General features: G+C 59.7%; 19 protein-coding genes. 5 read left to right on the top strand and 14 right to left on the bottom strand.

Annotation, left to right across the window (positions count from 1 at the left end):
• Positions 1-73 precede the first annotated feature (73 nt).
• The 12 genes from LOC68_RS23720 to LOC68_RS23665 all read right to left on the bottom strand — a co-directional run bounded on the left by LOC68_RS23720 (position 74) and on the right by LOC68_RS23665 (position 16,618).
• The gene (locus tag LOC68_RS23720) at positions 74-871 is read right to left on the bottom strand and encodes an OmpA/MotB family protein (RefSeq protein WP_230223361.1); all 798 of its coding nucleotides are present in this window, start codon (positions 869-871) and stop codon (positions 74-76) included.
• Positions 872-961: 90 nt separating this feature from the next.
• The gene (locus tag LOC68_RS23715) at positions 962-1,474 is read right to left on the bottom strand and encodes a hypothetical protein (RefSeq protein WP_230223359.1); all 513 of its coding nucleotides are present in this window, start codon (positions 1,472-1,474) and stop codon (positions 962-964) included.
• A 192-nt stretch (positions 1,475-1,666) separates the two neighbouring features.
• On the bottom strand, positions 1,667-2,953 hold the full coding sequence (locus LOC68_RS23710; RefSeq protein WP_230223356.1) for a prepilin peptidase: 1,287 nt from the start codon (positions 2,951-2,953) through the stop codon (positions 1,667-1,669).
• 19 nt (positions 2,954-2,972) lie between these two features.
• Complete coding sequence (locus LOC68_RS23705) at positions 2,973-3,506, bottom strand: shikimate kinase (protein WP_230223355.1); 534 nt, start codon at positions 3,504-3,506, stop codon at positions 2,973-2,975.
• A gap of 3 nt (positions 3,507-3,509) precedes the next feature.
• The gene (aroE, locus tag LOC68_RS23700) at positions 3,510-5,000 is read right to left on the bottom strand and encodes a shikimate dehydrogenase (RefSeq protein ID WP_230223353.1); all 1,491 of its coding nucleotides are present in this window, start codon (positions 4,998-5,000) and stop codon (positions 3,510-3,512) included.
• Positions 5,001-5,087: 87 nt separating this feature from the next.
• Positions 5,088-6,995 (bottom strand): DNA mismatch repair endonuclease MutL, encoded by a 1,908-nt coding sequence (gene mutL, locus LOC68_RS23695; protein WP_230223351.1) that lies wholly within the window; start codon positions 6,993-6,995, stop codon positions 5,088-5,090.
• Positions 6,996-7,010: 15 nt separating this feature from the next.
• Positions 7,011-8,501, bottom strand: coding sequence for a sigma-54-dependent transcriptional regulator (locus tag LOC68_RS23690; RefSeq protein WP_230223348.1), 1,491 nt, complete (start codon positions 8,499-8,501; stop codon positions 7,011-7,013).
• Positions 8,502-8,554: 53 nt separating this feature from the next.
• Positions 8,555-9,295, bottom strand: coding sequence for a two-component system sensor histidine kinase NtrB (locus tag LOC68_RS23685; protein ID WP_230223346.1), 741 nt, complete (start codon positions 9,293-9,295; stop codon positions 8,555-8,557).
• Between the two features lie 145 nt (positions 9,296-9,440).
• Positions 9,441-11,672: a polyribonucleotide nucleotidyltransferase gene (gene pnp / locus LOC68_RS23680; protein ID WP_230223344.1), complete on the bottom strand. Its 2,232-nt coding sequence runs from the start codon at positions 11,670-11,672 to the stop codon at positions 9,441-9,443.
• Positions 11,673-11,919: 247 nt separating this feature from the next.
• The gene (gene rpsO / locus LOC68_RS23675) at positions 11,920-12,189 is read right to left on the bottom strand and encodes a 30S ribosomal protein S15 (RefSeq protein WP_105338170.1); all 270 of its coding nucleotides are present in this window, start codon (positions 12,187-12,189) and stop codon (positions 11,920-11,922) included.
• Positions 12,190-12,442: 253 nt separating this feature from the next.
• Positions 12,443-14,917, bottom strand: coding sequence for a ComEC/Rec2 family competence protein (locus tag LOC68_RS23670; RefSeq protein WP_230223342.1), 2,475 nt, complete (start codon positions 14,915-14,917; stop codon positions 12,443-12,445).
• Between the two features lie 96 nt (positions 14,918-15,013).
• Positions 15,014-16,618: an FMN-binding glutamate synthase family protein gene (locus tag LOC68_RS23665; protein WP_230223340.1), complete on the bottom strand. Its 1,605-nt coding sequence runs from the start codon at positions 16,616-16,618 to the stop codon at positions 15,014-15,016.
• Positions 16,619-16,866: 248 nt separating this feature from the next.
• On the opposite strand from LOC68_RS23665, the gene LOC68_RS23660 reads away from it, so the two are divergent.
• On the top strand, positions 16,867-17,403 hold the full coding sequence (locus tag LOC68_RS23660) for a hypothetical protein (RefSeq protein ID WP_230223338.1): 537 nt from the start codon (positions 16,867-16,869) through the stop codon (positions 17,401-17,403).
• A gap of 3 nt (positions 17,404-17,406) precedes the next feature.
• Here the strand turns inward: LOC68_RS23660 and pyk are convergent, their stop codons facing one another.
• Positions 17,407-18,879 carry a pyruvate kinase gene (pyk, locus tag LOC68_RS23655; protein WP_230223335.1) on the bottom strand — a complete coding sequence of 491 codons (1,473 nt, stop codon included), beginning with the start codon at positions 18,877-18,879 and terminating at the stop codon, positions 17,407-17,409.
• Between the two features lie 480 nt (positions 18,880-19,359).
• Between pyk and LOC68_RS23650 the strand changes: the two genes are divergently transcribed.
• The 4 genes from LOC68_RS23650 (at position 19,360) to LOC68_RS23635 (ending at position 23,801) form a co-directional block, all read left to right on the top strand.
• The gene (locus LOC68_RS23650; protein ID WP_230223334.1) at positions 19,360-20,760 is read left to right on the top strand and encodes a Gfo/Idh/MocA family protein; all 1,401 of its coding nucleotides are present in this window, start codon (positions 19,360-19,362) and stop codon (positions 20,758-20,760) included.
• A 119-nt stretch (positions 20,761-20,879) separates the two neighbouring features.
• Positions 20,880-21,701 (top strand): SDR family NAD(P)-dependent oxidoreductase, encoded by an 822-nt coding sequence (locus tag LOC68_RS23645; protein WP_230223332.1) that lies wholly within the window; start codon positions 20,880-20,882, stop codon positions 21,699-21,701.
• A gap of 207 nt (positions 21,702-21,908) precedes the next feature.
• Positions 21,909-23,219, top strand: coding sequence for a xylose isomerase (xylA, locus tag LOC68_RS23640; protein WP_230223330.1), 1,311 nt, complete (start codon positions 21,909-21,911; stop codon positions 23,217-23,219).
• A gap of 171 nt (positions 23,220-23,390) precedes the next feature.
• Positions 23,391-23,801, top strand: a complete 411-nt coding sequence (locus tag LOC68_RS23635; protein WP_230223328.1) for a hypothetical protein — start codon at positions 23,391-23,393, stop codon at positions 23,799-23,801.
• A gap of 13 nt (positions 23,802-23,814) precedes the next feature.
• Here the strand turns inward: LOC68_RS23635 and LOC68_RS23630 are convergent, their stop codons facing one another.
• Complete coding sequence (locus LOC68_RS23630; protein ID WP_230223327.1) at positions 23,815-26,025, bottom strand: chemotaxis protein CheA; 2,211 nt, start codon at positions 26,023-26,025, stop codon at positions 23,815-23,817.
• Positions 26,026-26,053 lie beyond the last annotated feature (28 nt).

The raw sequence follows: 26,053 nt of genomic DNA, 5'->3' as shown, positions 1-26,053 counted from the left end.
ATCCATTGTAATTCGGATCGGCCGAAATCGTCAGGCGCCCAAAAAGGGGCGAGAAACGGACGTTAGACCAGCATTAAGAGCTGGCATCGTCCGGGTAGATGACGATGTCGACTCGGCGGTTGCGAGCCTGACCAGCCGGAGTCGCATTCGAGACGACCGGGTGATTGCCCCCGTGGCCGACGACGAACATCCGATTGGCCGGCACCTGGCCGCGAGCGACCAGTTGATCGAACGTCGCTTGGGCCATGCTGGCCGAGAGCTGATGCTGCGACGCGAACGGCGGCGAAGCAGGTTGGTTGTCGGTATGTCCTTCGACGCCGATCAGGTTGCGAGGGAACTGCTGACGGATGACGCCGGCGACCTGGTCGAGCGTCGCGTAAGCGTTTTGATGCAGTTGATTGGTGCCGGTCATGAAGACCAGATCGGCCGGAACCTCGATCCGAATCAGATCGCCGTCGACGCGAACCGTAGCGCCAGGAATCTGAATCTGCGAGACGCTTTGCTGCAAGCTGTTGTTCGGCGTGATGATCGCTCCGCCTCGTTGGCGCGTCGACGCCAGCAACGTGGTGTTCTCTTGCTTGGCCGAAGCGATTTGCTGCTGAGCCATCGAAAGCTGTTCGCCGGCGTCGCGAAGCTGTTTCTTCAGCAGGCCGACTTCGTCCTGCAAGATTCTGGCTTGTTGCTGCGACTGAGCGATCTGAGCGTGCAGGTCTTGATTGTTGGCGTCGAGCCCCGAAGCGCGGCGTTGGAATTCGGCGATTTGAGCGGCCTGTTGCTGCTGAGCGGTCTGGACCTGCTGACGCAGCGCAGCGTCGCTGGTGCACCCAACGGCGAACGCAAACAACAGTATGGCGGCGACAAAGCGGAACATCGTGTCGGCAAATCGGGTTCGAAACTTGAGACAATCTGGCCAGCGGGGCGGATCGTAGCAAGCGTGCTTTATGCAGGCAAGGTCGTTTTCCTACGACGCTAGCACTTCCCGACGGTGCGTCCCTGCCGCGAGTCGCGGATAGTCGCCATAGAACCGCTTGATGTAGTTGCGGCCCGGCAGATGGGCGCAATGCGGCTCCCAGCCGTTGCGGCTCAGATTGCGTTCGGATATCTGCGGATTGGAGACGTCGGTCACGATCGCCGCGGCGTTTCGCAGCCGCGCCACTTCGTCGAGCGTCGCCAGCGCCGTCCGAAACGTCCGCCAAGTGGTTTCCTTCCCCGAGACGACGTAGACCAGCGACAAAAAGTCGGGCGCAGTGAGGGGAGCGTTGTAGTAGAGCCAGCAATAGTCCCCTCGGGATCGCTGATGGACGTACCGCCCGATCGTCATCACCTCGAGCCGAGAGATCATCTTCGGCCAGGGGCGAAAGTGAATCGCTTCCAACTGCGACTTCCGCACGACGATGATCCCATAGCGGCGAGCGCGTACGAGCTCGGCGTCGGCGGACAAATCGGTGATCGTATGGAAAAATGGGCGCAGCATCAGACAGTTCTCCTGCTGAAGCTTAGCTTTTTCTAACGGCCGTGCGGGGAGAAATTTTCGCCCCGAAAACAAGGCGAAAAGCACATCATTAGTAGCCCGAAGCGCCAGCGAGGGAAATGCGGCCGGCAATACCGAACCGCCGGGGAGTAGCCCAACGCATTTCCCTCGCTCGCGCTGCGGGCTACGAATGGATTACGAATCCCGGAAGAGGACCCGTTCTTTGAAGATTTGCCAGGGCCAGAGGATCATGCCGACGCAGATCGGCAGCGCTAAGAAGATCGCCGGCAACATCCAGCCGAGGACCAACATCGGCGCGTATTGTTGCCAGAAACCGGGCCACCAGAGGAAGACGAACATCGTCCCGAAGCAAAGGTAGGGACCAAACGCCAAGGCGACGTCGCCGGTCATCAGCCAACGTCCCACGGCGAACAAGCAAGCGATCATCGGCGCCAAAAAGAAGACCGCAATCGACGGCTGCCAACCGACGTAGGCGCCGATCATGAACATCAGCGTCACGTCGCCAAACCCCATCGCTTCGCGTCCAAGTGCGGCGCCGGCGAAAATCCGCACAAGCCAGATGAGCGCTCCGGCGAACGCCATTCCGCACAATGACGAGAGGAGCCCTTGCCACGAATCATTCCCGCCGGCCAAGAACCAAACGGCCGATATTCCAAGCAGACCGATCGCCAGCAGCCCCAGATAAAACGGAGTCAGTGCGTAGCGACGAAAACTGCCGACGAGAAAATCGCAGCCCCGTTTCAGCCCTTTCCGCCACCAGATGATCTTCGGCGTGATCGCGAGCCACCACCCCAGATACAAGATGAGCCCGATCGCGAGTCCCATCCCGCCGTTCAACGCCTCAGGCCACGGCTGATCGCCGGTCGTTAGTCGCAGGAAGGTCGGTTCGATCGTTCCGCTGAATTGGATTGGCACGTACGTGACCGGCGGATCGGGCACCGTCAACAGCGACATCGGCATCACGGTGGCGAAGATCAAGCCGAGCAAAAGCCCAGGGATCGTAATCTCGTCGGGGATCAATCGTTCGTCAAAGTCGATGAAGGTGGCGACCGTCATAAAGCAGATCAGCGCCATGTGACTGAGGAACGTCGCATGTAGGGTCCCTTGCATCTGCGCCGCCGGGGTCATGATGATCTCCGGCACAAGTTCGCCCTGGACCATGATCCAGTAGTAGTAGGGCGTAACGAGCGTGAAGAAGAGGTCGATCAACAAAGGCCGAACCCAATAGTAGCCGCCATGCAGCGGAACTTCGCGACTGAGGGAAAGCCAGCCGAAGACCGGGATCCAATCGAACCACGATCGGGGCGGAGCGCCGTCGAGCGGCTTGGTCCACGGATCGATGTTCGCAGGGGTCGAGCGGAGTCGATAGATGGCGCGGTTGATCTGGCCGCCGGCGAACGCACCGATCACCATCAGCAAAAACATCCGCAGTTCGATCGATAGTGCGAGCCAGGCGTTCACGTCTGCATTTCCTTGCGGCTTACGACGCCGACTCGATTTTCGGAGCGAAGAGTTGGTAGATTTCGTCGGCCGCTTCTTCCGGCGTTCGGGTTTGCGTATCGACGATCGCGTCGGCCGCTTCGCGATAGAGCGGCTCGCGAACTTCGAGCAGATGCTGAATCTCGTCAAGCGGCTGCTTGTCGGTCAAACCGGGACGTTGCGCCGCAGTCGCCGTATCGGCGGAAATGCGAGCCAGGATCGTCTCGGCATCGGCCGTCAGCCAAACGGTAAAGCAATTGGAACGAATCGCAGCGCGGTTCTCGGCCCGCAGAACGGCCCCGCCGCCGAGCGCGATTACTTGTTGATCACGCTGCGTGAGATCGGCGACCACGGCCGTTTCCAGGTCGCGAAAGGCCTGTTCTCCATCGGCGGCGAAGATCTCGGCGATGGTCTGCTGCGCACGCGTTTGCAGCTCGACGTCAGCGTCGACGGCCGGCCAACCGAGTCGCTCCCCCAACAACCGGGCGACATGCGACTTGCCGACACCGCGAAACCCCACGAGCGCCAAATTCATTCGCTAACTCGCTTTCGCGGCGCCAGTGATCTTCTTCAGCGTGTCCCGCATCAAATCGCGCGACGGCTCGACGCCGGTGAACCGTTCATACTGCAGCGCCGCCTGACGGACGAACATGTCGACGCCGGTCACGACCTTGCAATCGCGCTGTCGCGATTCTTTGACCAGCAGCGTCTGTTCAGGATTGTAGACGGTGTCGAAGACGACCATGCCAGCGCGGAGACGAACCTTGTCGATCGGCGATTCGTTGACGTTCGGATGCATGCCGACCGGCGTCCCGTTAATCAAGATGTCGACCCGTTCCAAGCCGCGATCGTCCCAGGTCACCGTGCGGCAACCGAGGCTCTCCGCCAATTCGGCGGCGCTTTCGTCGTTGCGGCTCGAGATGATCACGTCGACGCCGCGGTTCTTCAGCCCCCACGCGATCGCCTTCGCGACGCCGCCGGCGCCGAGCACCAAGGCCGACTTGTTTTCAAACGGATTGGCGAGTTCCTTGGGGAATGCGGTCGCCAGGCTGGCCAGCGCGGCGTCGCAGTCGGAGTTGAAACCGGACGGGCCCCCTTCGCCAAACAAGATCGTGTTGGCGGCGCCGATGCCGGTAACCGCGGCGTCCGGCTTCTTGATCAGCTTCACAATCGATTCTTTGTGCGGGATCGTGACGCTCAGCCCTTTGATGTCGAGGGCCGGGCAGTCTTCCTGGATGAACGAGGCGAGATGCTCACGCGGCACGCGGAACGGAATGTAGCAGCGATTCATTCCTTGCTGACGGAAGCAAGCGTTATGAAGCTGTGGGCTGAGGCTATGACCGATCGGATCGGCGATGACGCCGTAGATCTCGGTGTCGGCGTTGATATCTTCGTAGCCGTAAACTTCACGCATCTGCTGGTAGCCGATCTGCCCCGGAGCGAGGGTCCGCTCGTTCGAGTAAGTCGAGTAGGTGATCGGCACGCCGAACTTGGGCGCCAGGATGCGGGTCGGCGTTCCCATGTCGCCCATGCAAAGTGCGATGGTCGGCACTTTACTGCGCTGCGCTAGTTTCAACATCCGGATGTTGTCGTGCGGCGAGTTGGCCATCGTGGCGAGTTTGACGATATCGGGATCGAGCTGGCACATCCGGTGATGGAGCTCTTCGATGTCGAGCGGCGTCTCGCGGAAGTTGTGGTAGCTGATGATTCGCTTGGTCGAGCCGTAGCGCGGGATGTTGGCGGCGATGTCTTCTTCGATATCGACGTAGTCGGCGCCTTCGACGATCGCGGTCCGCAGCACCATCTGACGTTCCGCTTCCATGCCTGGCGCCCAGCGGCCGCCATCCTGTTCGCGACGGACGGTAACCAGCACCGGACCGGGACGGTCGGTGAGCAAACGCTTCAGCTTGATCGTACCGTTGATATAGTCGAGGCGCAGTTCGACCAGCTTGACGCCCAAATCGACCAGGTGACGATGCTCGGCGATGATATGTTTATGTCGGCCGCGGCCGATGCTGACGCAGATCATGGAGGGAGAAGTACCAACAGATTTGATAGGGGGCTGTTCCACCGGCATTGGTCGAATCCTTTATTTTGGCTCGAACGCGAGTTCGGATCAAATCCTCTCAAAGCGCCGATCAAGCTCTTCTTTCGTAAAAACCAGCGAAGTGGGGCGACCGTGCGGGCAATGATGGGCGTCTTGGCACAGGTGCCGCAGTTCTAACAAGGCGTCGATTTCTTCGGCCGAAAGGCGATCTCCCGCCTTAATGGCCGCTTTGCAGGACATCATATGCAGCAATTCGTCCAGCAAGTCACGGCGATCGGGGCGTTTACCGTCCCCCACCAAATGATCGATCATTTCTCGCAATGTGTCGCTTGGTTTGCGCCGATCGAGGATGGCCGGATAGCTGCTAATCAGGATCGTATCCCCCCCAAAGGATTCGACCTGGAACCCAAGTTTCGCCAGCGGCTCTTGGGCCTCCATCACCGCCGAGTATTCCGACGGCGACAAATGCATCGTTTCGGGAGCGAGCAGGCTCTGCGTCTCCAGACGGCCGGCCAGCGCCTTCTCCCGGAATTCTTCGTACAGGATCCGCTCGTGGAGCGCATGCTGATCGATAACCACCATCCCTTCCGGCGTTTCAGTCACCAGGTAGCGACGATGTAATTGTAGTGCGCGGCCCGGGGTCGGACCGGAGGGCGCCTCGTGCGGCTGATCAATCCGGGCTGATTCGACCGTCGGTTGCCCATTCCGCTGCAGCGCCGGAGGACCGCTCTGCAGGGCATCCCGATCGAAGCGGCTCAGTTCCAGCGGCTGACGCCGCGGCGAGCGGAAATCGAGATCGAGCGTCTCCTGCACTTCGCGGCGCTGGCTGGGGGAATCGGTATCGGACGGCAATTGCCCTTTCGCCCACGCGACCAGTTCTTCCCGCATCTTGGCGGCCGTTTCGACGTCGTGGCCGTTGATGTTGCCGCCGCCGCTCGACGCGCCATGCAGATCGTCCGCTTCGATCGGCTTGTAGGTCGCGGTCAGGTCGGTCGAGAGAAACTTTGTCCGGAGGGTCCCGAGCAGCTGACTGTAGATCCGGCCGCTGTCCTGGAAACGAACTTCCAGCTTCGTCGGGTGAACGTTGACGTCGACCATCTCCGGCGGCATCTGCAACCGCAAGAAGGCGATCGGATAGCGTCCGGTCAGCAGCAAGCCGCGATACGCTTCCGACAACGCATGTTGCAAAGCGCGATCGCGAATGTGGCGGCCGTTCAAGAACAGGAACTGCATCTTGTTGTTGGCGCGATTGAACTTCGGATCGGCGACGTAGCCTGACAGGCGAATCGTATCGTCCGAGTTGTCGACCTGGATCAGATGCGTTGCGATCTCATCGCCGAAGAAGGCCGCTAGCCGTTCGCGCCAATTGTCGCTCGGCGGCAGATCGTAGATCTGGCGAGCCCCATGCTTCAGCGTGAAGTGGACATGCGGAAAGGCGAGCGCGATACGCGTAAACGCTTCGCTCAAATGGCCGAACTCGGTCTGCGTCGTTCGCAAAAACTTCTTCCGCACCGGCGTGTTGAAGAAGAGGTTGCGAACTTCGATCGTCGTACCGACGGCGGCGCCGCACGGCGTCACTTCCACGATCTGACCGCCGTTGACGTACATCTCGGCGGCGGCGTCGGAGTCCGGCGTACGGCTGCGAAGACGGAACTGACTCACTTCGGCGATCGACGCCAAAGCTTCGCCGCGGAACCCAAGCGTCCCAACATGGAACAGATCGTCCGCGTCGACGATCTTGCTGGTCGCGTGCGACGCGACCGAGAGTTGCAACTGCTCTTCAGAGATGCCGCAGCCGTTGTCGGTGATGCGGACAAGTTCGCTGCCGCCATGCTCGATTGTAACGTCAACGCGCGTCGCGCCGGCGTCGACCGAGTTTTCCATCAGCTCTTTGACGACGCTGGCGGGGCGTTCGATCACTTCCCCTGCGGCGATCTTATTGACCACGCTGGTCGGCAATTGGCGAATTGTCGGCATCCGAGCCTCCTGCGACTAGTTATCGCCGCGAAGATTGTATTCTTTGATTTTGCGATACAGCGTCCGCTCGCCGATCTGCAACATTTTGGCCGCTTCTTCGCGGTTTTGATTCGTGAACTTCAGCGTCTCAGCGATGAATCGCTTCTCCACCTCGTTCATCGGCTGACCGACCAGATCCAACAGCCCGACGTGTCCATCCGCTTCGACCGCCGCAATGGCCGTGGAGGAGGAAGAGGAAGTCGGCGGCGGCAACGCCACCGGATGAACCACGTAGTCCGCTTCGTCCATCAACTCTTCCGGCAAATCGTCGATCCCCAGCACGCCGTCCAAATCCAAGACGACCATGCTCTCGACCAGGTTACGCAACTGACGGACGTTGCCGGGCCAGTCGAATTGGTAGAACCGTTTGACGACCGCCTTGTCGATCCCCTTCACCGCTTTGCCATGCCGCTTGGCGAACTGCCGGCGGAAATGATCCATCAGCGGAATGATGTCGTCGCGCCGTTCTCGCAGCGGCGGAACCATCACCGTGACGATTCGGAGACGATAGTAAAGGTCGCTACGAAACGCACCACGGCTGATCGCATCTTCCAAGTTGCAGTTGGTCGCCGAGAGCAAGCGGACGTTGATCTTGATCGGTTTGTTTTCGCCGACGCGAGTGATCTCGCCTGACTCCAGCACGCGGAGCAACTTCACCTGGGTCGCCATTGGCATATCGCCGACTTCGTCCAGAAAAAGAGTGCCGCCGTTGGCGTACTCAAAACGGCCGACTCGTTCAGTCGCCGCGTCGGTGTAAGCGCCTTTGGCGTGACCGAACAGTTCGCTTTCGAGCAAGTGCTCGCTCAGTTCCGCACAGTTGAGCGGTACGAACGGCTTGTTCTTACGCGGGCTGTTTTGATGAATCGCCTGAGCGACCAGCTCTTTACCGACGCCGGTCTCTCCTTGGATCAACACGCTGGCGTCCGTCGGCGAGATTCGCTTCAAGCGATCAACGACATGCCCCATCCGCGCGTCGGCGAAGATCAACCCTTCAAAGCCGAACCGCTCGTCCAGTCGCTGGAGCAGATCGGTGTTCGTCTGTCGCAGCTGCACCGTCTCGGCGGCGCGTGCGACGGCGGCTCGCAACTTGTCGGGGGTCAGCGGCTTTTCCAGGAAGTTGAACGCTCCCTGCTGCATCGCTTCGACCGCGATCGAAATCGTGCCGTGCCCGGTGACGACGATCACTTCGCACTCGGGCAGATCGCTCTTCGCCTTCTTCAAGACGCCGATGCCGTCGACCTCGTTCATGACCAGGTCGGTAATGACGATCTCGAAGTCGTCACGCTCGATTCGCTCGATCCCTTCCGGGCCGCTGGTCGCGACCACGCAGGGATAGCCGACACGCTCCAGGCTCTCGCACATCGTCATCGCGTGCGCTTTGTCGTTGTCGACAATCAAGACCCGAAACGCTCCGTGATTGATCGGTGCGATCTCAGTAGATTCGGACTTGGGGTGCTCTCCGGTCATACCGTTTAATCTAACGAAATCGGGCGAAACTCACTAGAACCGACGGCGCCGAGTTACGGGCCGATCCGCGCCGGCTTCGGGAATTCCAGCGTAAATTGCGTGCCGCGTCCCAGCTCGCTTTGTACGTCGATTCGTGCGTTATGGGCGTCGATAATCTTGCGAGCCAACGGCAGACCGAGCCCCGATCCCCCATCTTTGGTCGAATAGAATGCGTCGAACATGTGGAGGGCCGTCTCCTCGTTCATGCCGCAGCCGGTATCGATCAGACCGAGAGCGACTCCATGTCGCGTCTCCTGCGTTCGGACCATCAACGTGCCGCCGTCCGGCATCGCCTGGATCGCGTTGATCACCAGGTTCAGCAGCGCCGAATAGAGCGTTTCGGCGTCGAGATCGATGCTAGGGAGATCTGCGTCAAGATAACGGACGATCTCGATCCCTTGTCTTTCGGCTTGAGCGGCGACGAAGTCGAGCACGCGTTCGACCTGCTCGTTCAAATTTCCCGGCAACAGGTTGAGTTGCCGCAGCCGCGCGAAACGCAAAAAGTCGTCGAGCAGATTCTGCAGCCGCATGCACTGCTCTTGGACGATCTTCGTCTTTTGCAGTGCGCGGCGCTCGGCGGAGGTTTGCGGCGGATCAAGCTCTTCGGCGAGCAGATCCATGTTCATCCGAATGACCGAGAGAGGATTCTTGATCTCGTGCGCCAGCGAGCCCGCTAACTGCGCGATCTCGTTGTACTGCTCGAGCAGCCTCTGGTTGATCGTCTGGTTGTCCGCAGAAGACGACTGGCCGTCCAACGATCCGAACTCCGCAAAATTAAGCGAGCGAAAAGCTTCTACTAATGACGAAAACGCCCGGCGACGCAAAACGCGAAGCCGGGCGAATGATTTCAGGGCGGAAGCGGTAAGCCTCCGCCGGCGCTGTCAGTTGTCGAGGGTTCGACTAGTCGTCACGACGACCACGTCCGCCGCGATCGCCGCCACGTCCGCCGCGACCGCCGCGTCCGCCGCGATCACCTCGGTCGCCACGACCGCCGCCGCCACCTTCGCCGCCGGCGCCAGCCGGTTGCGGTTCGCCATTCCCTTCGCCAGCCGGGGCGTTGATCGCCTTGTGGCTCAGTTTGACGCGATCGTGCTCGTCGACGAGCAGAACCTTGACCTTCAGCATGTCGCCGACTTTGACGACGTCATTGACGTTGCCGACGTATTCGTTCGACAGTTCGCTGATGTGGCACAGACCGTCACGACCCGGCAGGATTTCGACGAACGCGCCGAAGTCCTTCACGCTAGTGACGCGACCTTCGTAGATCTTGCCGACTTCGACTTCGCCGGTGATCGCCTGGACGCGAGCCAGAGCCGCTTCGGCCCATTCCAGCGTCGAGCTGGCGACCAACACGGTGCCGTCTTCTTGAACGTCGATCGTCGCGCCGGTCTCTTCCTGAATGCCGCGGATCGTCTTGCCGCCCGGACCGATCAACAGGCCGATCTTCTCGGGGTTGATCTTGGTCGACAGCAAGCGAGGCGCCCAGACCGACGGCTCATCTTTCGGAGCCGAGATCGTGGTGAGCATCGTGCGGAGGATTTCGATACGAGCGTCACGCGACTGCTCCAGGGTCGCCTTGATGATCTCGGCGCTGATGCCCTTGATCTTCAGGTCGAGCTGGATGCCGGTGATGCCGTTCTGCGTACCGGCGATCTTGAAGTCCATGTCGCCGTAGTGATCTTCGTCGCCGATGATGTCGGTCAGCAGGATGAAGTCGTTTCCTTCTTTCACCAGACCGACCGAGATCCCGGCAACCGGGTTGCTGATCGGCACGCCGGCCGCCATCAAACCGAGGGTCGCAGCGCAAACGCTGGCCATCGAGCTGGAACCGTTCGATTCCAGAATGTCCGAGATCACGCGGATCGTGTACGGGAATTCTTCCGGACCCGGCAGAACCGGCTTCACGCTACGTTCGGCCAAGGCGCCGTGACCGATTTCTCGTCGGCCCGGACCACGGATCGGGCGGCATTCGCCGACCGAGAACGACGGGAAGTTGTAGTCCAGCATGAACTTCTTGGCGTATTCGTCCTGCAGGCCGTCGACCCGTTGTTCGTCACGCGAGGTGCCGAGGGTGATCGTGACCAGCGACTGGGTTTCGCCACGTTGGAAGACCGCCGAGCCGTGAACGCGCGGCAGCACGTCGACCTTGCATTCGATGTGACGCAGGGTCTTGCCGTCACGACCGTCCGGGCGAGTCCCCGACAGAATCAGATCGCGAACGATCCGTTCTTCCAGATCGTGCCAGGCTTCTTTGAAAGCGTCTTCGCCGATCGCGCCTTCGGCGGTCGGATCCGGAATCATTTCGCCTTTGACCCGTTCCTTCAAGGCGCTGACCGCTTCGGCGCGGGCTTGCTTGCCGGAGGTCTGCTTGGCGGATTTGAAGTCGTTGTAATAGCGATCAACCAGCGGTTGGTAAGCGGCGTTCGGCGCGGGCTCAACCCAAGTGCACGGCTTAACGCCCGCCTTTTCGATGAATTCAAGCTGCAGGTCGCAGATCTCACGGATGTAGCCGTGGCAAGTTTCGATCGCTTGCAGCATCAGGTCTTCCGGCATTTCGCGCGAGAAGCCTTCGATCATCAGGACCGACTCTTTGTTGCCGGAGATGATCAGGTCGAGTTCGCTTTCTTCCAACTCTTCGTGGGTCGGGAAGACGACGAATTCGCCGTTGATGTAAGCCAGACGAACCGCGGCCAGCGGGCCTTGGAACGGCAGACCCGAAATGCCGAGAGCCGCCGAGGCGCCGTTCATCGCCAGCACGTCGCCGTCATTCTGACGATCGCTGGAGAGAACGTTGGCCATCACTTGGACTTCGTCGCGGAATCCCTTCGGGAACATCGGGCGGATCGGACGATCGATCAAACGCGAAGTCAGAATTTCTTTGGTGGTCGGACGACCTTCACGCTTGATGAAGCCGCCAGGAAATTTACCGGCCGCCGCCGAACGCTCGCGATAGTCGCAAGTCAGGGGGAAGAAATCGGTGCCGGGGCGAGAGGGGCCGGACACTGCGGCCGTCAAAACAATCGTATCGCCGTATTGCGTGAGGCAGGCGCCCGCCGCTTGTTTCGCTAGATACCCAGTCTCGAAGGAGAGGGTCAGTTTGCCAATTTGCTTTTCAACGCGAGTAGTTTCCACTTTCCGTTTCCTAACAATACATTGCGATCCCCGCGGCGCACTATCCGCTCGGTCATATGAGAAGAACGACCTTGGGCGACGAGAATCATATTCCAAAAATGCTTTTATCTATCTACGTCTTCAACCGCCTCTGCGCGCAGTCGAACAGCCGACACGCGCGTTTTCGCCGGGCGTACAGACCGCTGCTGCGCCCTGGCGAAATGAAAAAACGTTGACGAGACCAGCCGTCTCGTCGAGCAAGCTGCGACTACTTGCGGATGTTGAGCTGCGCGAGCAGTTCCAAGTACTTTTCCGGGTCGTGACGCTTCACGTAGTCGAGCAGACGACGACGGCGGCTAACCATCATCAGCAGCCCGCGGCGCGTCGCGTAGTCGTGCTTGTGGGTCCGCATGTGCTCGGTCAGGTTGTTGATCCGCGTCGTCAACACCGCGATCTGCACTTCAGGCGATCCGGTATCTTCGCCCGAACGCTGGAACCCTTGAATGACCTCTTGTTTCTTTTCTTTCGTGATCGACATCGGTTGCGACTATTTCCGTAGCTTGGCCAACACGAGCGTCTTCCCGGTCAACTCGACCAACACCTCTCCAAACGACTGGGAGGCCGGGGCAGACGACACGCACGTCCGGTCTATTTTCGCCGACTGTGTGTGGATAAGTCCGTTAATGTATCAGTACTAGCGTCGTTTGCAACCGCAGATGCGATTGGCCGCAGTTTCGCAAGAGCCGCAAAACCTGCAAGGCTTATCGCCGCCTACACTTACAACGAGACCGCTATTTATAGGGGAATACCGCGAGCCCAGCTCGGCCGGCCCGGACCTCAATCGCCCCCTGCTCCGCCGTATGCAGAATTGGGCCCGAAAAATCGACCCTTTTTTCCAGCCCCGCCCCCCGATCAGCCGCCGATCCGCTCACCACCACGGTCTCCGGCGTCGACCAGGCCAAAAACCGGACTGGATCGCTCCCGGCGCTTCCATGGTGCGGGGCCATCACCAGGTCGCAGTCGATCGGCTCTTCCCGCAGCACTCCCTCCATCCCCGGCGTCTCCAAATCCCCCGGCAACAAGATCCGGCGGCCAAACGCCTCGATCAGCAGGACCAGGCTGTTCGCATTGTCGCTCCCCAAGACTCCCCGCGTCGTCGGATGCAAAACCGTGACGCTGGCATTCTCGCCAACCACCAGACGATCCCCTGCCTTCAACATGGCCAGCGGTATATCGGCCTCCTCAATTGAATTGCGCAAAAAGCGCAGTCCTTCCGTTTCCCGGTCGAACATCACCGGCGAGACGTAAACCTGGCCGACGGAGAACCGCTCAAGCAGCCCCGGCACGCCGTTGTAATGATCGCCGTCGGCATGGGAGATGACGATCGCATCCAGATGGGTCACGCCGCGCGACCAAAGTAGGGCGGAGACCGATTCGGTCGCTCGCCGGGGAGATCCCAACCGCCCGCAGTCGTAGAGCATGTTCGATCCATCCGGAAATTCAACGAAGACCGACGTCCCATGCCCGACCGAAACGAAGGTGCAGCGCAACTCCTCGCCGCTCGACGGACTTCCCGGCAAAAGCGACGCCAGCAAACCGACCACACACCAACCGCCCAAGATCGCTCCACCGCGCAATAGCGGCCAACTAAACTGTCGCACCGCAATCGCCACGACCGCGAGCAGCAGATACCAACCGTAAGTCCACCAAAGGCTCGGCCCACTCACCCAAAAGCTACCGCAGGGGAGCGAATCGGCCGCGGCGACGCCTTGAGCCAGCAAATCCAAACTACCATCGCAAAGGAGCGCAGCCGGCGCTGCGAGCCAACTCGACCAGGGAGCGATCAGGCTGACCGCCAGCCCCGACGCCAGCGCGACGGAGGTCACCAGCATCAGCGGCGGCGAGTAAACCAGCGCCGCCGGAGAGATCAAATGAAACTGCGACGCGATCAGCGGCAGTGCTACCAGCCAGATCGCAAAACCGGCCAGGTAGGCGGCGCCGATCGTGCGTAGTCCACCGCGCATGATTCGCACCGGCCAAGGTCGACTCTCCGCAATCAACCGATCGAGCGGATCTTCAATTCGATAATCCAACAGCGGCGCAAGCCAGATCAACACGGCAACCGCCAAGAACGAAAGTTGCGGCCCAACTCGAAACAGATCGGCCGGGTTCCAAACGATCACCACAATCAGCGCCGCCGCCAACGTGTTCCATGGCAAGACGCGTCGTTCCGCCAACATTCCCAGCGCAAAAACGACGACCAACACGGTCGCTCGCACCACCGGCGGCCGCATGTCGACCAGCAACATATAGCTGACCGCGAACAAGATCACCGCCGCCGCGATCGCCCGGGGAGAAAACATGCACAGCCGCAACACTCCATAGACGACGCCAACCAGCACGCCCAAGTGCAAACCTGAAATCGCCAGCAAGTGCACCAGCCCGGTCTGCACAAACTCGTCCGACAACCGACGATCGACCTCGGTCCGATTTCCAAGCAGTAGCGCATCGGCCAGAGGCGCCGCTTGCGGAGATAACTGTGCCGCCAGATTCGCAGAGACGCGCCGCCGGATTTCGGCCATCAAACTCCAGAGCGAAAACCGCGGCGTTTCCAAACGTTCGACGCACTCGCCGAATCCAGTTCGCAGAGAGACCAAAACACGATCCGCCCGGCCATGCGCTGCGAAGTCAAACTCACCGGGGTTGGCCGGCGGCTCGATTCGCATCGCCTGGCAAAAAACGCGAACGCGCTCCCCTGCTCCGACGCTTAGCGATTCGGCCTGGACCAGCAGCGACGCTTTGCCGACTGCCGGTCGCCAGTTGCGACCATCGCGGACCGCGCTGATCTGCAGCCGCAATCGAACGGCGCCATCTTGCTCAAAGTTCTGCAATGGACTCTGTGGCGCCGCGGGAATTGGTATCGGATAGTCGAGCGTCACCGCTTCGATCGCCAACGGTTGTGCGGCGTCGCCGACGCTCATCGCGATGTCATCCGCGGCGAAGCGATTCCAAGCGGCGTCGTGTAAACGTGCGCCAAACGCGGCGACGGCCAATAGGACGAACCAGGAGCCTGCAATCTCCCAACGATTGCGCCAACAGACCAGCCACGCCGCCAGCGCCGCACTCAAGATCAAGATCGGCGGCGCCCAACCTGGCGAACAGAAACGATCGGCCGTCATTCCCGCGCAAAGCGCCGCCGCGATCAACACAAGCGGCTGATTCAGCTCGATTCGGCGTTGCGGCGGCGAGATGTGCGACGACTCCACGCGAACGTCCCATGGCCCAAGGGGTGATGGAGTCGTTCAATTTAGCGTGGACGACGAGCGCGACGCCAACGAATTCCGCTTGGCGTCGCGATCTTCTTACGTCGAAGACTGAACCAGTTCCGGACGTCGGACGTGGCTCACAATCCCTTTCACCAGCGTGTCCCGTTCGCTGACCGGCGCCGTCATGATCTCACGAATCGTCGCTTGATCCTCGGCACTGGGCAAACCCCACTCAGCCCGATGATCGAACAACGTCGTCGCCGCGATCGCCTGGAGACGATCGTCGAGCACGTCAAAGTGGTCGAGCGTCACCAGCGAAGGATGAACCACGCCGCAGGCCCGGCTCAGACGAAGCAACTCTTTCCGCAAGGTCGCCACATAGTTTGCGACGCGGAACGATTTCAGCGTCGGATCAAGCCCGCGCTTCAGCCACCAGTTTTGCGTCGCGACGCCGGCCGGGCAATGTCCGGTATGGCAACGCTGCGCCTGGATGCAGCCGATCGAAAGCATCGCTTCGCGAGCGACCGAAATCGTATCGCACCCCAGGGCCATCGCGAACAAGCCAGTTTCCGGGAAGCCGAGCTTGCCCGAACCGTTGAACACAACGTGATGGTGCAGATCGAACTTCACAAACTCGCGATAGACGCGACCGAAACCAATCTTGAACGGCAACGCCACGTGATCGGCGAAGACGAGCGGCGCGGCGCCGGTTCCCCCTTCGCCCCCGTCGATCGTGACGAAGTCGACGCCGCGATGCGTGCGCGCCATCAGCTCGGCCAGGTCGGTCCAGAAGTGGAGTTCGCCCACCGCCGACTTGATGCCGACCGGAACGCCGGAAGCGTCAGCCAGCATTTCGACAAAGTCGAGCATCTCGTCGACATTGCCGAACGCCGTATGATTCGACGGGCTCGCACAGTCGCGACCGCGCGGAATACCGCGAATCCGCGAAATCTCTTCGGTGATCTTGGCCGACGGCAGAAAGCCGCCGACGCCCGGCTTGGCGCCTTGGCTCAGTTTAATTTCAACGGCGCGAACCGGATTCGCCGCGACCACTTCCTTGAACTTGCCAAGGTCGAAGTTGCCGTGCGAATCGCGGCAGCCGAAGTAGCCGGTCCCGATCTGATACACCAGATCGCCGCCGCGAAGGTGATAGGGACTGATCCCACCTTCGCCGGTGTTGTGCCAGCAACCGGCCAGCTTGCTGCCGATGTTGAGCGCTTCGATCGCCGGTCCGCTGAGCGAACCAAAGCTCATGCCCGAGACGTTGACGACGCTCTTGGGACGAAACGCCAAACGACGTCCGCGATAGGCGCCCATCACTTTCGCGCACGGAATCCGGAACTCTTGATCGAAATCTTTTTCGCCCGGATGCGGATCGTGAATTGGAAACGCGGCGTGCTTGATGATCAAATGGTTGGGAGACGACTCAAGGTCGTCATCGGTCCCGAAGCCAAAGTAGTTGTTTTCGCGCTTCGACGAGGCGTAAACCCAAGTCCGCTGATCGCGACTGAAGGGACGCTCCTCGTTGTTGCTGGTGACGATGTACTGACGCAGTTCCGGCCCAATCGCTTCCAGCCAATAGCGGAAGTGACCGACGATCGGAAAGTTTTTCAAAATGGCGTGCTTGGTCTGCCAGAGGTCATACGCCGTGATACCGGCGGCAATGACGACGATCACGCATAAAATAGTGAGGGTCCACATTTTTCCCTAGCCTCTTCCTTTGCCCTGCAGCGACGAAAATCGCTGCCCTGCAACACCTTACAATTATTAGACGCCGCTCGGCGGCGTTTGTTCGTTGAAAAACCGATTCTGCGGCTTCTACGACTGAATTTCTCGCCCTAACCGTCTCAAACGGTAAGAATACCGGCAATAGCAGTTCGTGGCAGCTAGCCCTTTATTAATACTCAGGTCACCGTTTGATCCGCCCACGCACCCCTCCTGACCAGACGATGGATCCGGAACCGGACTTACCGCCGCCGCGGTTTACGCTCCGCAGTCTCGGGATTGTCATTGCCCTGTTCGGAGCGGCCTTCGCGTTGATGAAATGGGTCAGCCCGGTCGCCTCGGCGGCGCTGCTGCTTGGCGCTCTAGCGATCTTCGGGCATGTCGCCGGCGCCTATATCGGGACTCGTCTGAAACAGAAACGGCCAATCGCGCGACCGCCGGAACCGCGGCCGGTGGAAGATCCTCTCTCCGAGGAGGAATTCGCTCCACGCACGCAGCTGGGAGAAACGACCCACATCGATCGCCTTGGCTATGGCGTTACGATCGTAACGGCGATTCTAGGAGCGATCGCCGTGGCGATCGCCGGCAGCTATTGGGCCCCACGCGAGATTTGGAAGCCGGCCGTCTTCGCCGTTTGCCTGGCCAGCGGCGCAGCACTGGGGGGCATCGGCGGACTGACGATCTTCCATTTCGCCTGGCAGCTCATTCAGAGTTGGCGCCAGGCGATGCGACATTCGAATTCAGCGACGACGCGCCGCTGAACCTTACTCGGTCGCGCCAGAGCCTTCCGGCGCTTCGACCTTATGGACGACGACGATGTATTCGGCCGACTGCATAATGCCGCCGCCGGTGACGAAGATAACGCGATCGTTCGGCTTGAGCAGTCCGGAATCGAAGCCCCACTTGTCGATGAAGCGGCGGAGCTGAATGCCGTTGTGAACCGGAGCTCCTTCAATCGGAATGATGCCCCAGTAGAGACACATCCGGCGAAGCGCGGCCTTCGAGTCGCTGACCCCGATCGTCGGAATGCAGTCGCGAATCTTCGCCTTGGTCAGCGCGGTGCCGCCGGTGCGAGTCGCCATCACCATCAGCTTGGCGTTGAGCAGATCGGCGGTGCGCGTGGCGCCGGAAACGACCGCTTGCGTGACCGGGTGGACCAGACCGATTTCTTCGGCGCGATGCGTGTTCGACAAATCGTCGCACAGCATCTTTTCAGTCGCCAGCATGATCCGGTTCATCATCTTGATCACGGTGATCGGGTGTTCGCCGACCGCCGTTTCCTGCGACAACATACAAGCGTCGGCGCCGTCCAAAATCGCGTTCGCGACGTCGGTCGCTTCGGCGCGGGTCGGACGCGAGTTCTTGGTCATGCTGTCGAGCATCTGCGTCGCGACGATCACCGGGCGACCGATTCGCGTGCAGGTCTTGACGATACGCTTTTGCGCGGCGGCCACTTCCGCCACATCGATTTCGACGCCGAGGTCGCCGCGAGCGACCATCACGCCGTTCGAGACTTCGACGATTTCTTCCAGGTTTTCGAGCGCTTCGCGTTTTTCGATCTTCGCGATCACCATCGCCCGCGACTCGTGCGCTTGCAGCAGATCACGCAATTGGCGAATGTCGTCCGCTTCGCGAACGAAGCTCAAGCTGACGTAGTCGAGATCGGTTTCGGCGGCCCAGCGGATGTGATCGCGGTCACGCGGAGTGATCGTTTCGACGCCGAGCTTGGTCGCCGGCAAGTTAATCCCCTGGCGACTACGCAAGATGCCGCCGGCCACGACGACGCAGGTCACCATATCGTCGGTCTTCTCGACCACTTCCATCGTGATCGTACCGTCGGCCAGCATCACGTCGTCGCCAACTTTGACTTCGTCAATCAGCGGCTCGTAGTTGCTGACCAGTTCGTGCGGATCACTGGCCGAGTCGCCGCGCACGAAGCGGAAGTTCTCCCCTTCAGTGCAGTAGATCGGATCTTGAACCAGGGTGCCGAGACGGATCTTCGGCCCGGAAAGGTCAGCCAGGGTAGCGACCGGCTTCTTCAAGCGATCGCTAATCTCGCGAATCGTGTCGACGACGCGGGAATGTTCGGTTAGTTCGCCGTGGGCAAGGTTGAGCCGGAAAACGTCAACGCCGGCCAGAATCATTTGTTCCAGCATCTCGGGCGTGTTACACGCGGGACCGACCGTCGCCACAATCTTGGTGCGGGCACGCTGAGGAAGTAAGCGGGCTGCGGACATATCGACGACCTTAAAAATGCGAAATCGTTGTCTACCAATTCGATGTACTCTAGTTCATTCGAAAGAAAGTGACGACTAGGGATAGCGACGGTTCCGGCCCCCGTAACTCCCTTCTTTTAGGCCAAACAGGCGTCTATTACCACCTATCAGCTATTAACGGAATTTAGGCGTTCATTGTCCGGTCTTAACGCGCCCCGTTTCTCCATCGGGCCAGTCTCTTTGGGGGGAACCTCCCAAAATTAAAATGACTTCACGTTTTTCCGTTCCCAAATTGCGGTAATTTGCTTTTTTTGCATAACTTTTGTCTAGCTTCCGGCATATGAAGCTAGATTGCGGATTCCCGAAGAGATACACTAGGCACGATACTGCCGCAAAGGCGCAATCAATCGAGAAGTGTTCGCCGCAGAACCAAGAGCCCGCCTACCTCACCCCAAATGCATCGGCCTTCACTTATCTGGCCATTCGCCTGGAGACACCTCAGTGAGTAGCTCGAACCGTCGCGAGTTCCTGAAGAGCAGCACCGTCGCCGCTGCTGGCCTGAGCCTTCCCTATTTTTTTACTGGCGCGAAATCGATCGCCGACGAGCAGAAAGCGGAGTCGGCCAATGATCGTCCGCTGATCGGTTGCATCGGAACCGGATCACGCTGGGACGCCGTCGGCCCGAACGCGATGAAGCTGGGCGATGTCGTTGCGGTCTGCGACGTCGACGCTGATCACGCCGCCAAAGGTCGCCAACGAAGCGAAGCGGAAAACAAGAAACAAGGTCGCGAACGGAAAGTTGACGTCTACGAAGACTACCGCAAGATCCTCGATCGCAACGACATCGAGATCGTGACGATCGTTACGCCCGACCACTGGCACTCGAAAATCGCCATCGAAGCGATGAAGGCCGGCAAAGACGTCTACTGCGAAAAGCCGCTCACGCTGACGATCGACGAAGGAAAGAAGATCTGCAAGGTCGCCAAAGAGACCGGCCGCGTCTTTCAGGTCGGCACCCAGCAGCGCAGCGAAATGGGGCAGCTCTTCCTGAAGGCGATCGCCCTGATCAACGAAGGTCGCATCGGCGACATTCAGAAAATCCATGTCGCCATCGGCGGCGCTCCGACAAGCGGTCCGATCCCGATCGCCGAAGTTCCCAAGCAACTCAACTGGGAGATGTGGCTCGGTCAGGCCCCGCTGGTCGACTACCGCTTTAAGCAGGGCCCAGGCTGGGGCAATTCCCGTTGCCACTACGAATTCCGCTGGTGGTACGAATACTCAGGCGGCAAGATGACCGACTGGGGCGCCCACCACGTCGACATCGCCCAATGGGGTCTCGATCAACAAGGCGTCGGCGGCCCGGTCAGTCTGGAGCCGATCATGGCGAAGTTCCCGACTCCGTACCAGGACGGCATGCCGACCCAGGACGATCGCTACAACACGCCGACCGAATTCCACGTCAAAGCGATGTTCCCGCGCGATATCGAAGTCGCCATTCGTAATGAATGCAACGACCTTGGATTCGACAACGGCGTCATGTTCGAGGGGACCAAGGGACGCTTCCTGGTCAACCGCGGCAAGCTGGTCGGCGCGCCGGTCGACGAAATGAAGTCGAACCCGCTGCCCGAAGATGCGATTCAAAAGGTTTACAAAGGGATGACCCCGTCCGGCGGCAACGCCCATATGGTCAACTTCTTTGAATGCGTCAAGCTCCGAAAAGATCCGATCTCGGACGTCTACTCGCACCATCGTGCGATGACCACTTGCCATCTGGCCAACATCGCTTTGCGACTTGACCGGACGATCAAATGGGACGAAAAGACGGAGCAAATCGTGGGAGACGAGCAGGCCAACGGCTGGCTCTCTCGCCAAGCCCGCAAGGGATACGAAGTCACTGCGTAGTGAGAGAACGCCCCGTTCTCGCAACACCCCGGGCCTCGGTTGGGCAATTGCCTGCCGAGGCTTTTTCGTTATCATCGCGAAGGTTTCTCCCTGAATTCCCCTAGCGAAATTGCGGTCGGATGGCCTATTGGAACGAAAAAGTCGCCCTCGTCACTGGCGCTTCACGCGGGTTAGGACTCTCGATCGCTCGCCAGCTCGCTAGCCAAGGGGCGACGGTCGTGATGGTCGCTCGTGATGAAGAAGCGCTGACCGCCGCCGCCGCGTCGCTGAATTCGCTCCCCGGTCAGACCGTCCCGCTGGCCGCCGACGTCACCTCCGATGATGACGTCAAACGGCTTGAGCTGGAAATGGAGTCGCGCTTCGGCGGACTCGACTTGTTGGTCAACAACGTCGGCATTTCGTCACGCGGCAAATTGCTGGAAACGCAACTGGCCGACTTCCGCCGTCAATGGGAACTGAACGTGATGGCGGCGATTCGCTGCGTGCAAGCGTTCGCTCCCCTTCTGATTCGCCGCCAGGGACATATCATCAACATCGGCTCGTTGGCGTCGAAGAGCGCCATTCGCTTTATCGGCCCCTACGCGACCACCAAATTCGCGCTCGCGGGCTTCACGCAGCAGCTCCGTCTCGAACTGGCCGACGACGGAGTCCATGTCATGCTGGTCTGTCCTGGTCCGATCGCGCGGGAAGACGCCGGCACCCGCTACGACCATCAAATGGGGAAACTACCGGACGAAGCGCAAAAGCCCGGCGCGGGCGTCAAACTGAAAGCGATCGATCCGGATCAACTTGCCGTATCAATCTTGAAAGGATGCGAGGGGCGTAAACATGATCTGGTCGTCCCATGGAAAGCGCGGATCCTGTTCGCGATTTCTCAGATTTCTCCGCGCTGGGGAGATTGGTTGCAGGCGAAATTTTCGTCTAAAAACAGCAACGGGTAAGGAAACTCAATACGCAAGCAAACGGGTTGCGTTTGTAAAATATCTTCGGTCGGCGGAATTCCAGTCGGTTGTATGCCGCTACCTCGCGCTTTATGATGCGCTCTTACTCTCTAATCGACTCCATCTTAGAGAGTGTCTGCGTCGTCTCGCCGCTGGCGACACGCGTTTCATTCGCCCCGCCCTTTTCCTCTCGAGCGAAGTACCGACATGTCTGCGTTTCCCGAAGTCGACAAGATTCAATACGAAGGCCCTGATTCGAAGAATCCGTTGGCGTACCGCTGGTACAATCCGGACGAAGTGATCGAAGGCAAAACGATGCGCGATCACCTCCGATTCAGCGTCGTCTATTGGCACACCTTCCGCGGCACTGGCTCCGATCCGTTTGGTCCCGGTACGGCGATTCGTCCGTGGGACGATGGAACCGACTCGGTCGAAAACGCCGTCAAGCGTACTCGCGTCGCGTTTGAATTCATTGAGAAGCTCGGCGCTCCTTATTATGCGTTTCACGATCGCGACGTCGCTCCCGAAGGGGCTTCGCTGAGCGAAACCAACAAGATCTTCGACAAGGTCGCCGCCGCGTTGAAAGACGAACAAGAACGCACCGGCGTCAAGCTGCTGTGGGGCACCTGCAACTTGTTCAGCAACCCGCGCTTCATGCATGGCGCCGCGACCAGTTGCAACGCCGACGTTTTCGCTTTCGCCGCCGCGCAGACCAAGAAGTGCCTGGAAATCACGAAAGAGCTGGGTGGTGAAAACTACGTTTTCTGGGGCGGCCGCGAAGGCTACCAGAACCTGCTCAACACCAACATGAAGCGTGAGCTGGATCACCTGGCGAAGTTCTTCCACATGGCGGTCGACTACGCCAAGGAAATCGGCTTCACCGGGCAGTTCCTGATCGAACCGAAGCCGAAAGAGCCGACCAAGCATCAATACGACTTCGACACCGCCAACTGCCTGGCGTTTTTGAAGACGTACGATCTCGATAAGCACTTCAAGATGAACCTGGAAACCAACCACGCGACGCTCGCATCGCACACGATGCAGCATGAGCTGGAATACGCCGGCATGAACGGCATCCTCGGTTCGATCGACGCCAACACCGGCGACCTGTTGTTGGGCTGGGATACCGACCAGTTCCCGACCAACTACTACCTGACGGCCGAAGTGATGCTGTCGATCCTGAAGTACGGCGGTCTCGGCAGCGGCGGCGTCAACTTCGACGCCAAGGTTCGTCGCGAGAGCTTTGAGCCGATCGACCTGTTCTACGCCCACGTCGGCGGCATGGACGCGTTCGCCAAGGGGCTGAAGATCGCCGCCGCGATTCGCGCCGAAGGTGAATTCGACAAGTTCGTCGCCGCTCGTTACAGCAGTTGGGAGAGCGGCGTCGGCGCCGAAATCGAAGCGGGCAAGCACGACCTGAAGTCGCTTGAGAAGTACATGCTCGCCAAGGGGGAAGCGGCGCCGAATCAAAGCGGTCGCCAGGAAATGCTCGAGAACTTGTTCAATCGCTACATGTAAGCGAGCGAACTCGCCAAACGACAATGACATCGGCCGCCTGGGATTATCCCCGGCGGCTTTTTTTGTGCGAATCCAATTCCGATTGTCAGTTTCGTTGAAGCGACGTATTGGAGCACCTAAAATCGAAGCTCGTCGAACGCGTCAGAATCCTCCTAATTCGCGAGCTAACGCATGGTACGTCACATCCTCTGCCTGATCGCCTTCTGCTGTTTGCTGCCGTCGATCGCCTCCGCTGAAGACAAATTTGAGGGTGCGGTCTGGAAATACTCGATGAAGCCAGCGGGATCTTCGAGCTCTGACGACGAACGCGCCGGGATGTTTCGAATTTTCAAAACCGACATCTTTCAGCCGCAGGGAGGAAAGCCGACGGTGATCGGCAAGATTGAAGGGAAGACGCCGACGATCCCCAATAAGGGAGGCCAGGTGAAAGTGGTCTTTAATAAACTGCGCAGCGGTAAGAAGGGTGAAACGCTTGCCTGCGAGGGGCAAATCACCTTTCAAGAAAAAGGGCACGTGACCGGAGAACTCGTTGACGCAACGGGCAAGAAGTGGGTTTTCAAGGCGAAGCGAGTGCAAGAATGAGCGAACCGCAAGCTTAGCGTTTCAGCGAACGGATAATCTCGGTCGACGACAAGACCAGCGCCAATTCGCCGCCGCCCAATTGGGCCACGCCGCTAATCGAGCGAACGTCGGGCAAGATATTTTGTAGGCTGTTGACCACCACTTTTCGTTTGCCGACCACGCGATCGACCATCAAACAGGCGTCTCCCTGCTTACTGGTCATCAGAACGGCCGAGAAACGATCGCTCTTGCTCTTCTCCGCCGACTGCGGAATGTCGAGCGTCTCCGCGAGCGACACGGCTGCGTAGGTCGTCCCTCGCAACGTAACGACCGGTGCGCCGCCGGCCGTCTTCAGTTCTTCGTACGGCAGGTCGAGGACTTCGCGAATCGCGTCGAACGGTACGACGAAACGCTCTTCCCCTTCGTGAATCAACAGTCCGTCGATCACGAGCACCGCCTGGCGAATCGGAATCTCGATCGTGAAGTTCGTGCCGACGCCGACGGTCGACTCGACTCGAATCTCACCCCCATTGTCTTGAACCATCGTCCGGACCACGTCCATACCGACGCCGCGACCCGAAATCTCGGTCACTTGCTCCGCCGTCGACAGACCAGGATGGAAGATCAGTTCGACCGCCTCTTGATCCGACATGCGTTCCGCTTGCGACTCGGTGATCGCACCGCTCTGCACCGCTTTGCGGCGGAGACGGTTCGGATCGATGCCGCGACCATCGTCACGAATCGTAATCAAAACGTGCGTGCGAGTCGTCTCGGCGCCAAGCCACAAGTTGCCGACTTCGTTCAAGCCGCGAACCTTGCGATCTTCCGGCAGTTCGAGAGCGTGATCGGCGACGTTCCGAATCATGTGCGTCAGCGGCGCGTCAAGCTCTTCCAGCAGCGACTTGTCGACTTCCAGGTCTTCGCCAGCCAGATGAACGTCCAATTTTTTCCCGAGGCTGCTGGCCAAGCTGCGAGCCATGCGGGGAAACTTGGAGAACATCCCGCGGATCGGCACTCGGCGGAGCGACACCACGCTCTTCTGCAGGCGGTTCGCTTGCATGTTGAACGAGATGTTCACTTGCCGTAACTCTTCGATCAATTCGCGAAGTTCGGTAGCGTGGGTCATCCGGCTCTGGATGTCTTTCAGCCGTTCGCAGGTAATGAACAAGCTGGAGACGTCGTCCAAGAAGTTATCAATGCTCTCTTCGTTGACGCGAAGGAAACGGGTCTTCTTGCCGCTCGCCCCTTTTTCCTTCGCAGAATCGGCATCGCCTGATTCGCTCTCAGGCGATTTCGGCGGTGCGGTTTCTTGCGAGGGTGCGGCAGCTTCCGGCGCCGGCGTCGGCTCCGGTTGCGGCGTCAAACTTTCCAGCGCCGGAGCGATTTGGTCCCAGACGATGCTCAGCAACATCGCGTCGACGCCGATCCCGCTGTCGTAGATCGTTTTGAAGTTGCGGCCCGCCTCTTCCAAGGCGGTCAGCAGCGTCGAATCGGAGGCGTTGCGAGCACAAAGCTTCAGCTCCGCCATCGCTTCCATAAAAGCCGTCGAGCGATCGTCGTCGAAAGGCGCCGTTTCCGCCTGAACGAACATCTCGATTAATCGGCGAACCGATAGCGTCACTTCAAACCCGCCGATCGAGAACTGCTGCGAAAGCAGATCGGCGGGAGTAGCGATTGTTTTCGCTTCGGGGGCAGGCGCCGAAACTTGGCCAAGTTCGCGCAATCGTTCGGCCCATTGCAGCGACTCGGGGAAACCAGCGGCGGTCATCTCGTCCGCCATCTCCAGCAGATCGGCCAGCAGTGCGTCGGCGGCCGATTCTTCGCTGCCGCTTTCGCCGGCGCCTTTGGACTTCGAGAGAATCGCGACCTGTTCTAGAAGTTTCAGGTCGGCTTCGCTCAGCGTTTCGCTGTGAGTTTGGTTCTCGACCGCATGCAGCATATGGTCGAGCGAGTCGATCCCTTCGATCAGGGCGCGACAGAGATCTTCGGTGAGCGGCGTCTTTTGATTGCGAACTTCGTCGAGAGCGTTTTCCAGCGAGTGGGCGAATTTCTTGATCGCCGTCAGACCAAAGAAGCCGGCGTTTCCTTTGATCGAGTGTACGGTTCGGAATACTGAGTGAACCGCCTCAACGTTGCTGGAATCGTTCTTAAACGACGCGAGCAGCGCAGGCAAATCCTGAATCGCGTTCATCGATTCGTCGATGAAGCCTACCAGGAGTTCGTTATTCGCGTCGTTTTCGCTCATACTTGCTCAAAGTCGCAGATACTGCGCC

Origin of the sequence: Blastopirellula sediminis (assembly GCF_020966755.1) — a bacterium.
GTDB lineage: Bacteria > Planctomycetota > Planctomycetia > Pirellulales > Pirellulaceae > Blastopirellula > Blastopirellula sediminis.
Note: the sequence above shows the minus strand (reverse complement) of the source record. Positions and strands in the feature narration are given on the sequence as shown.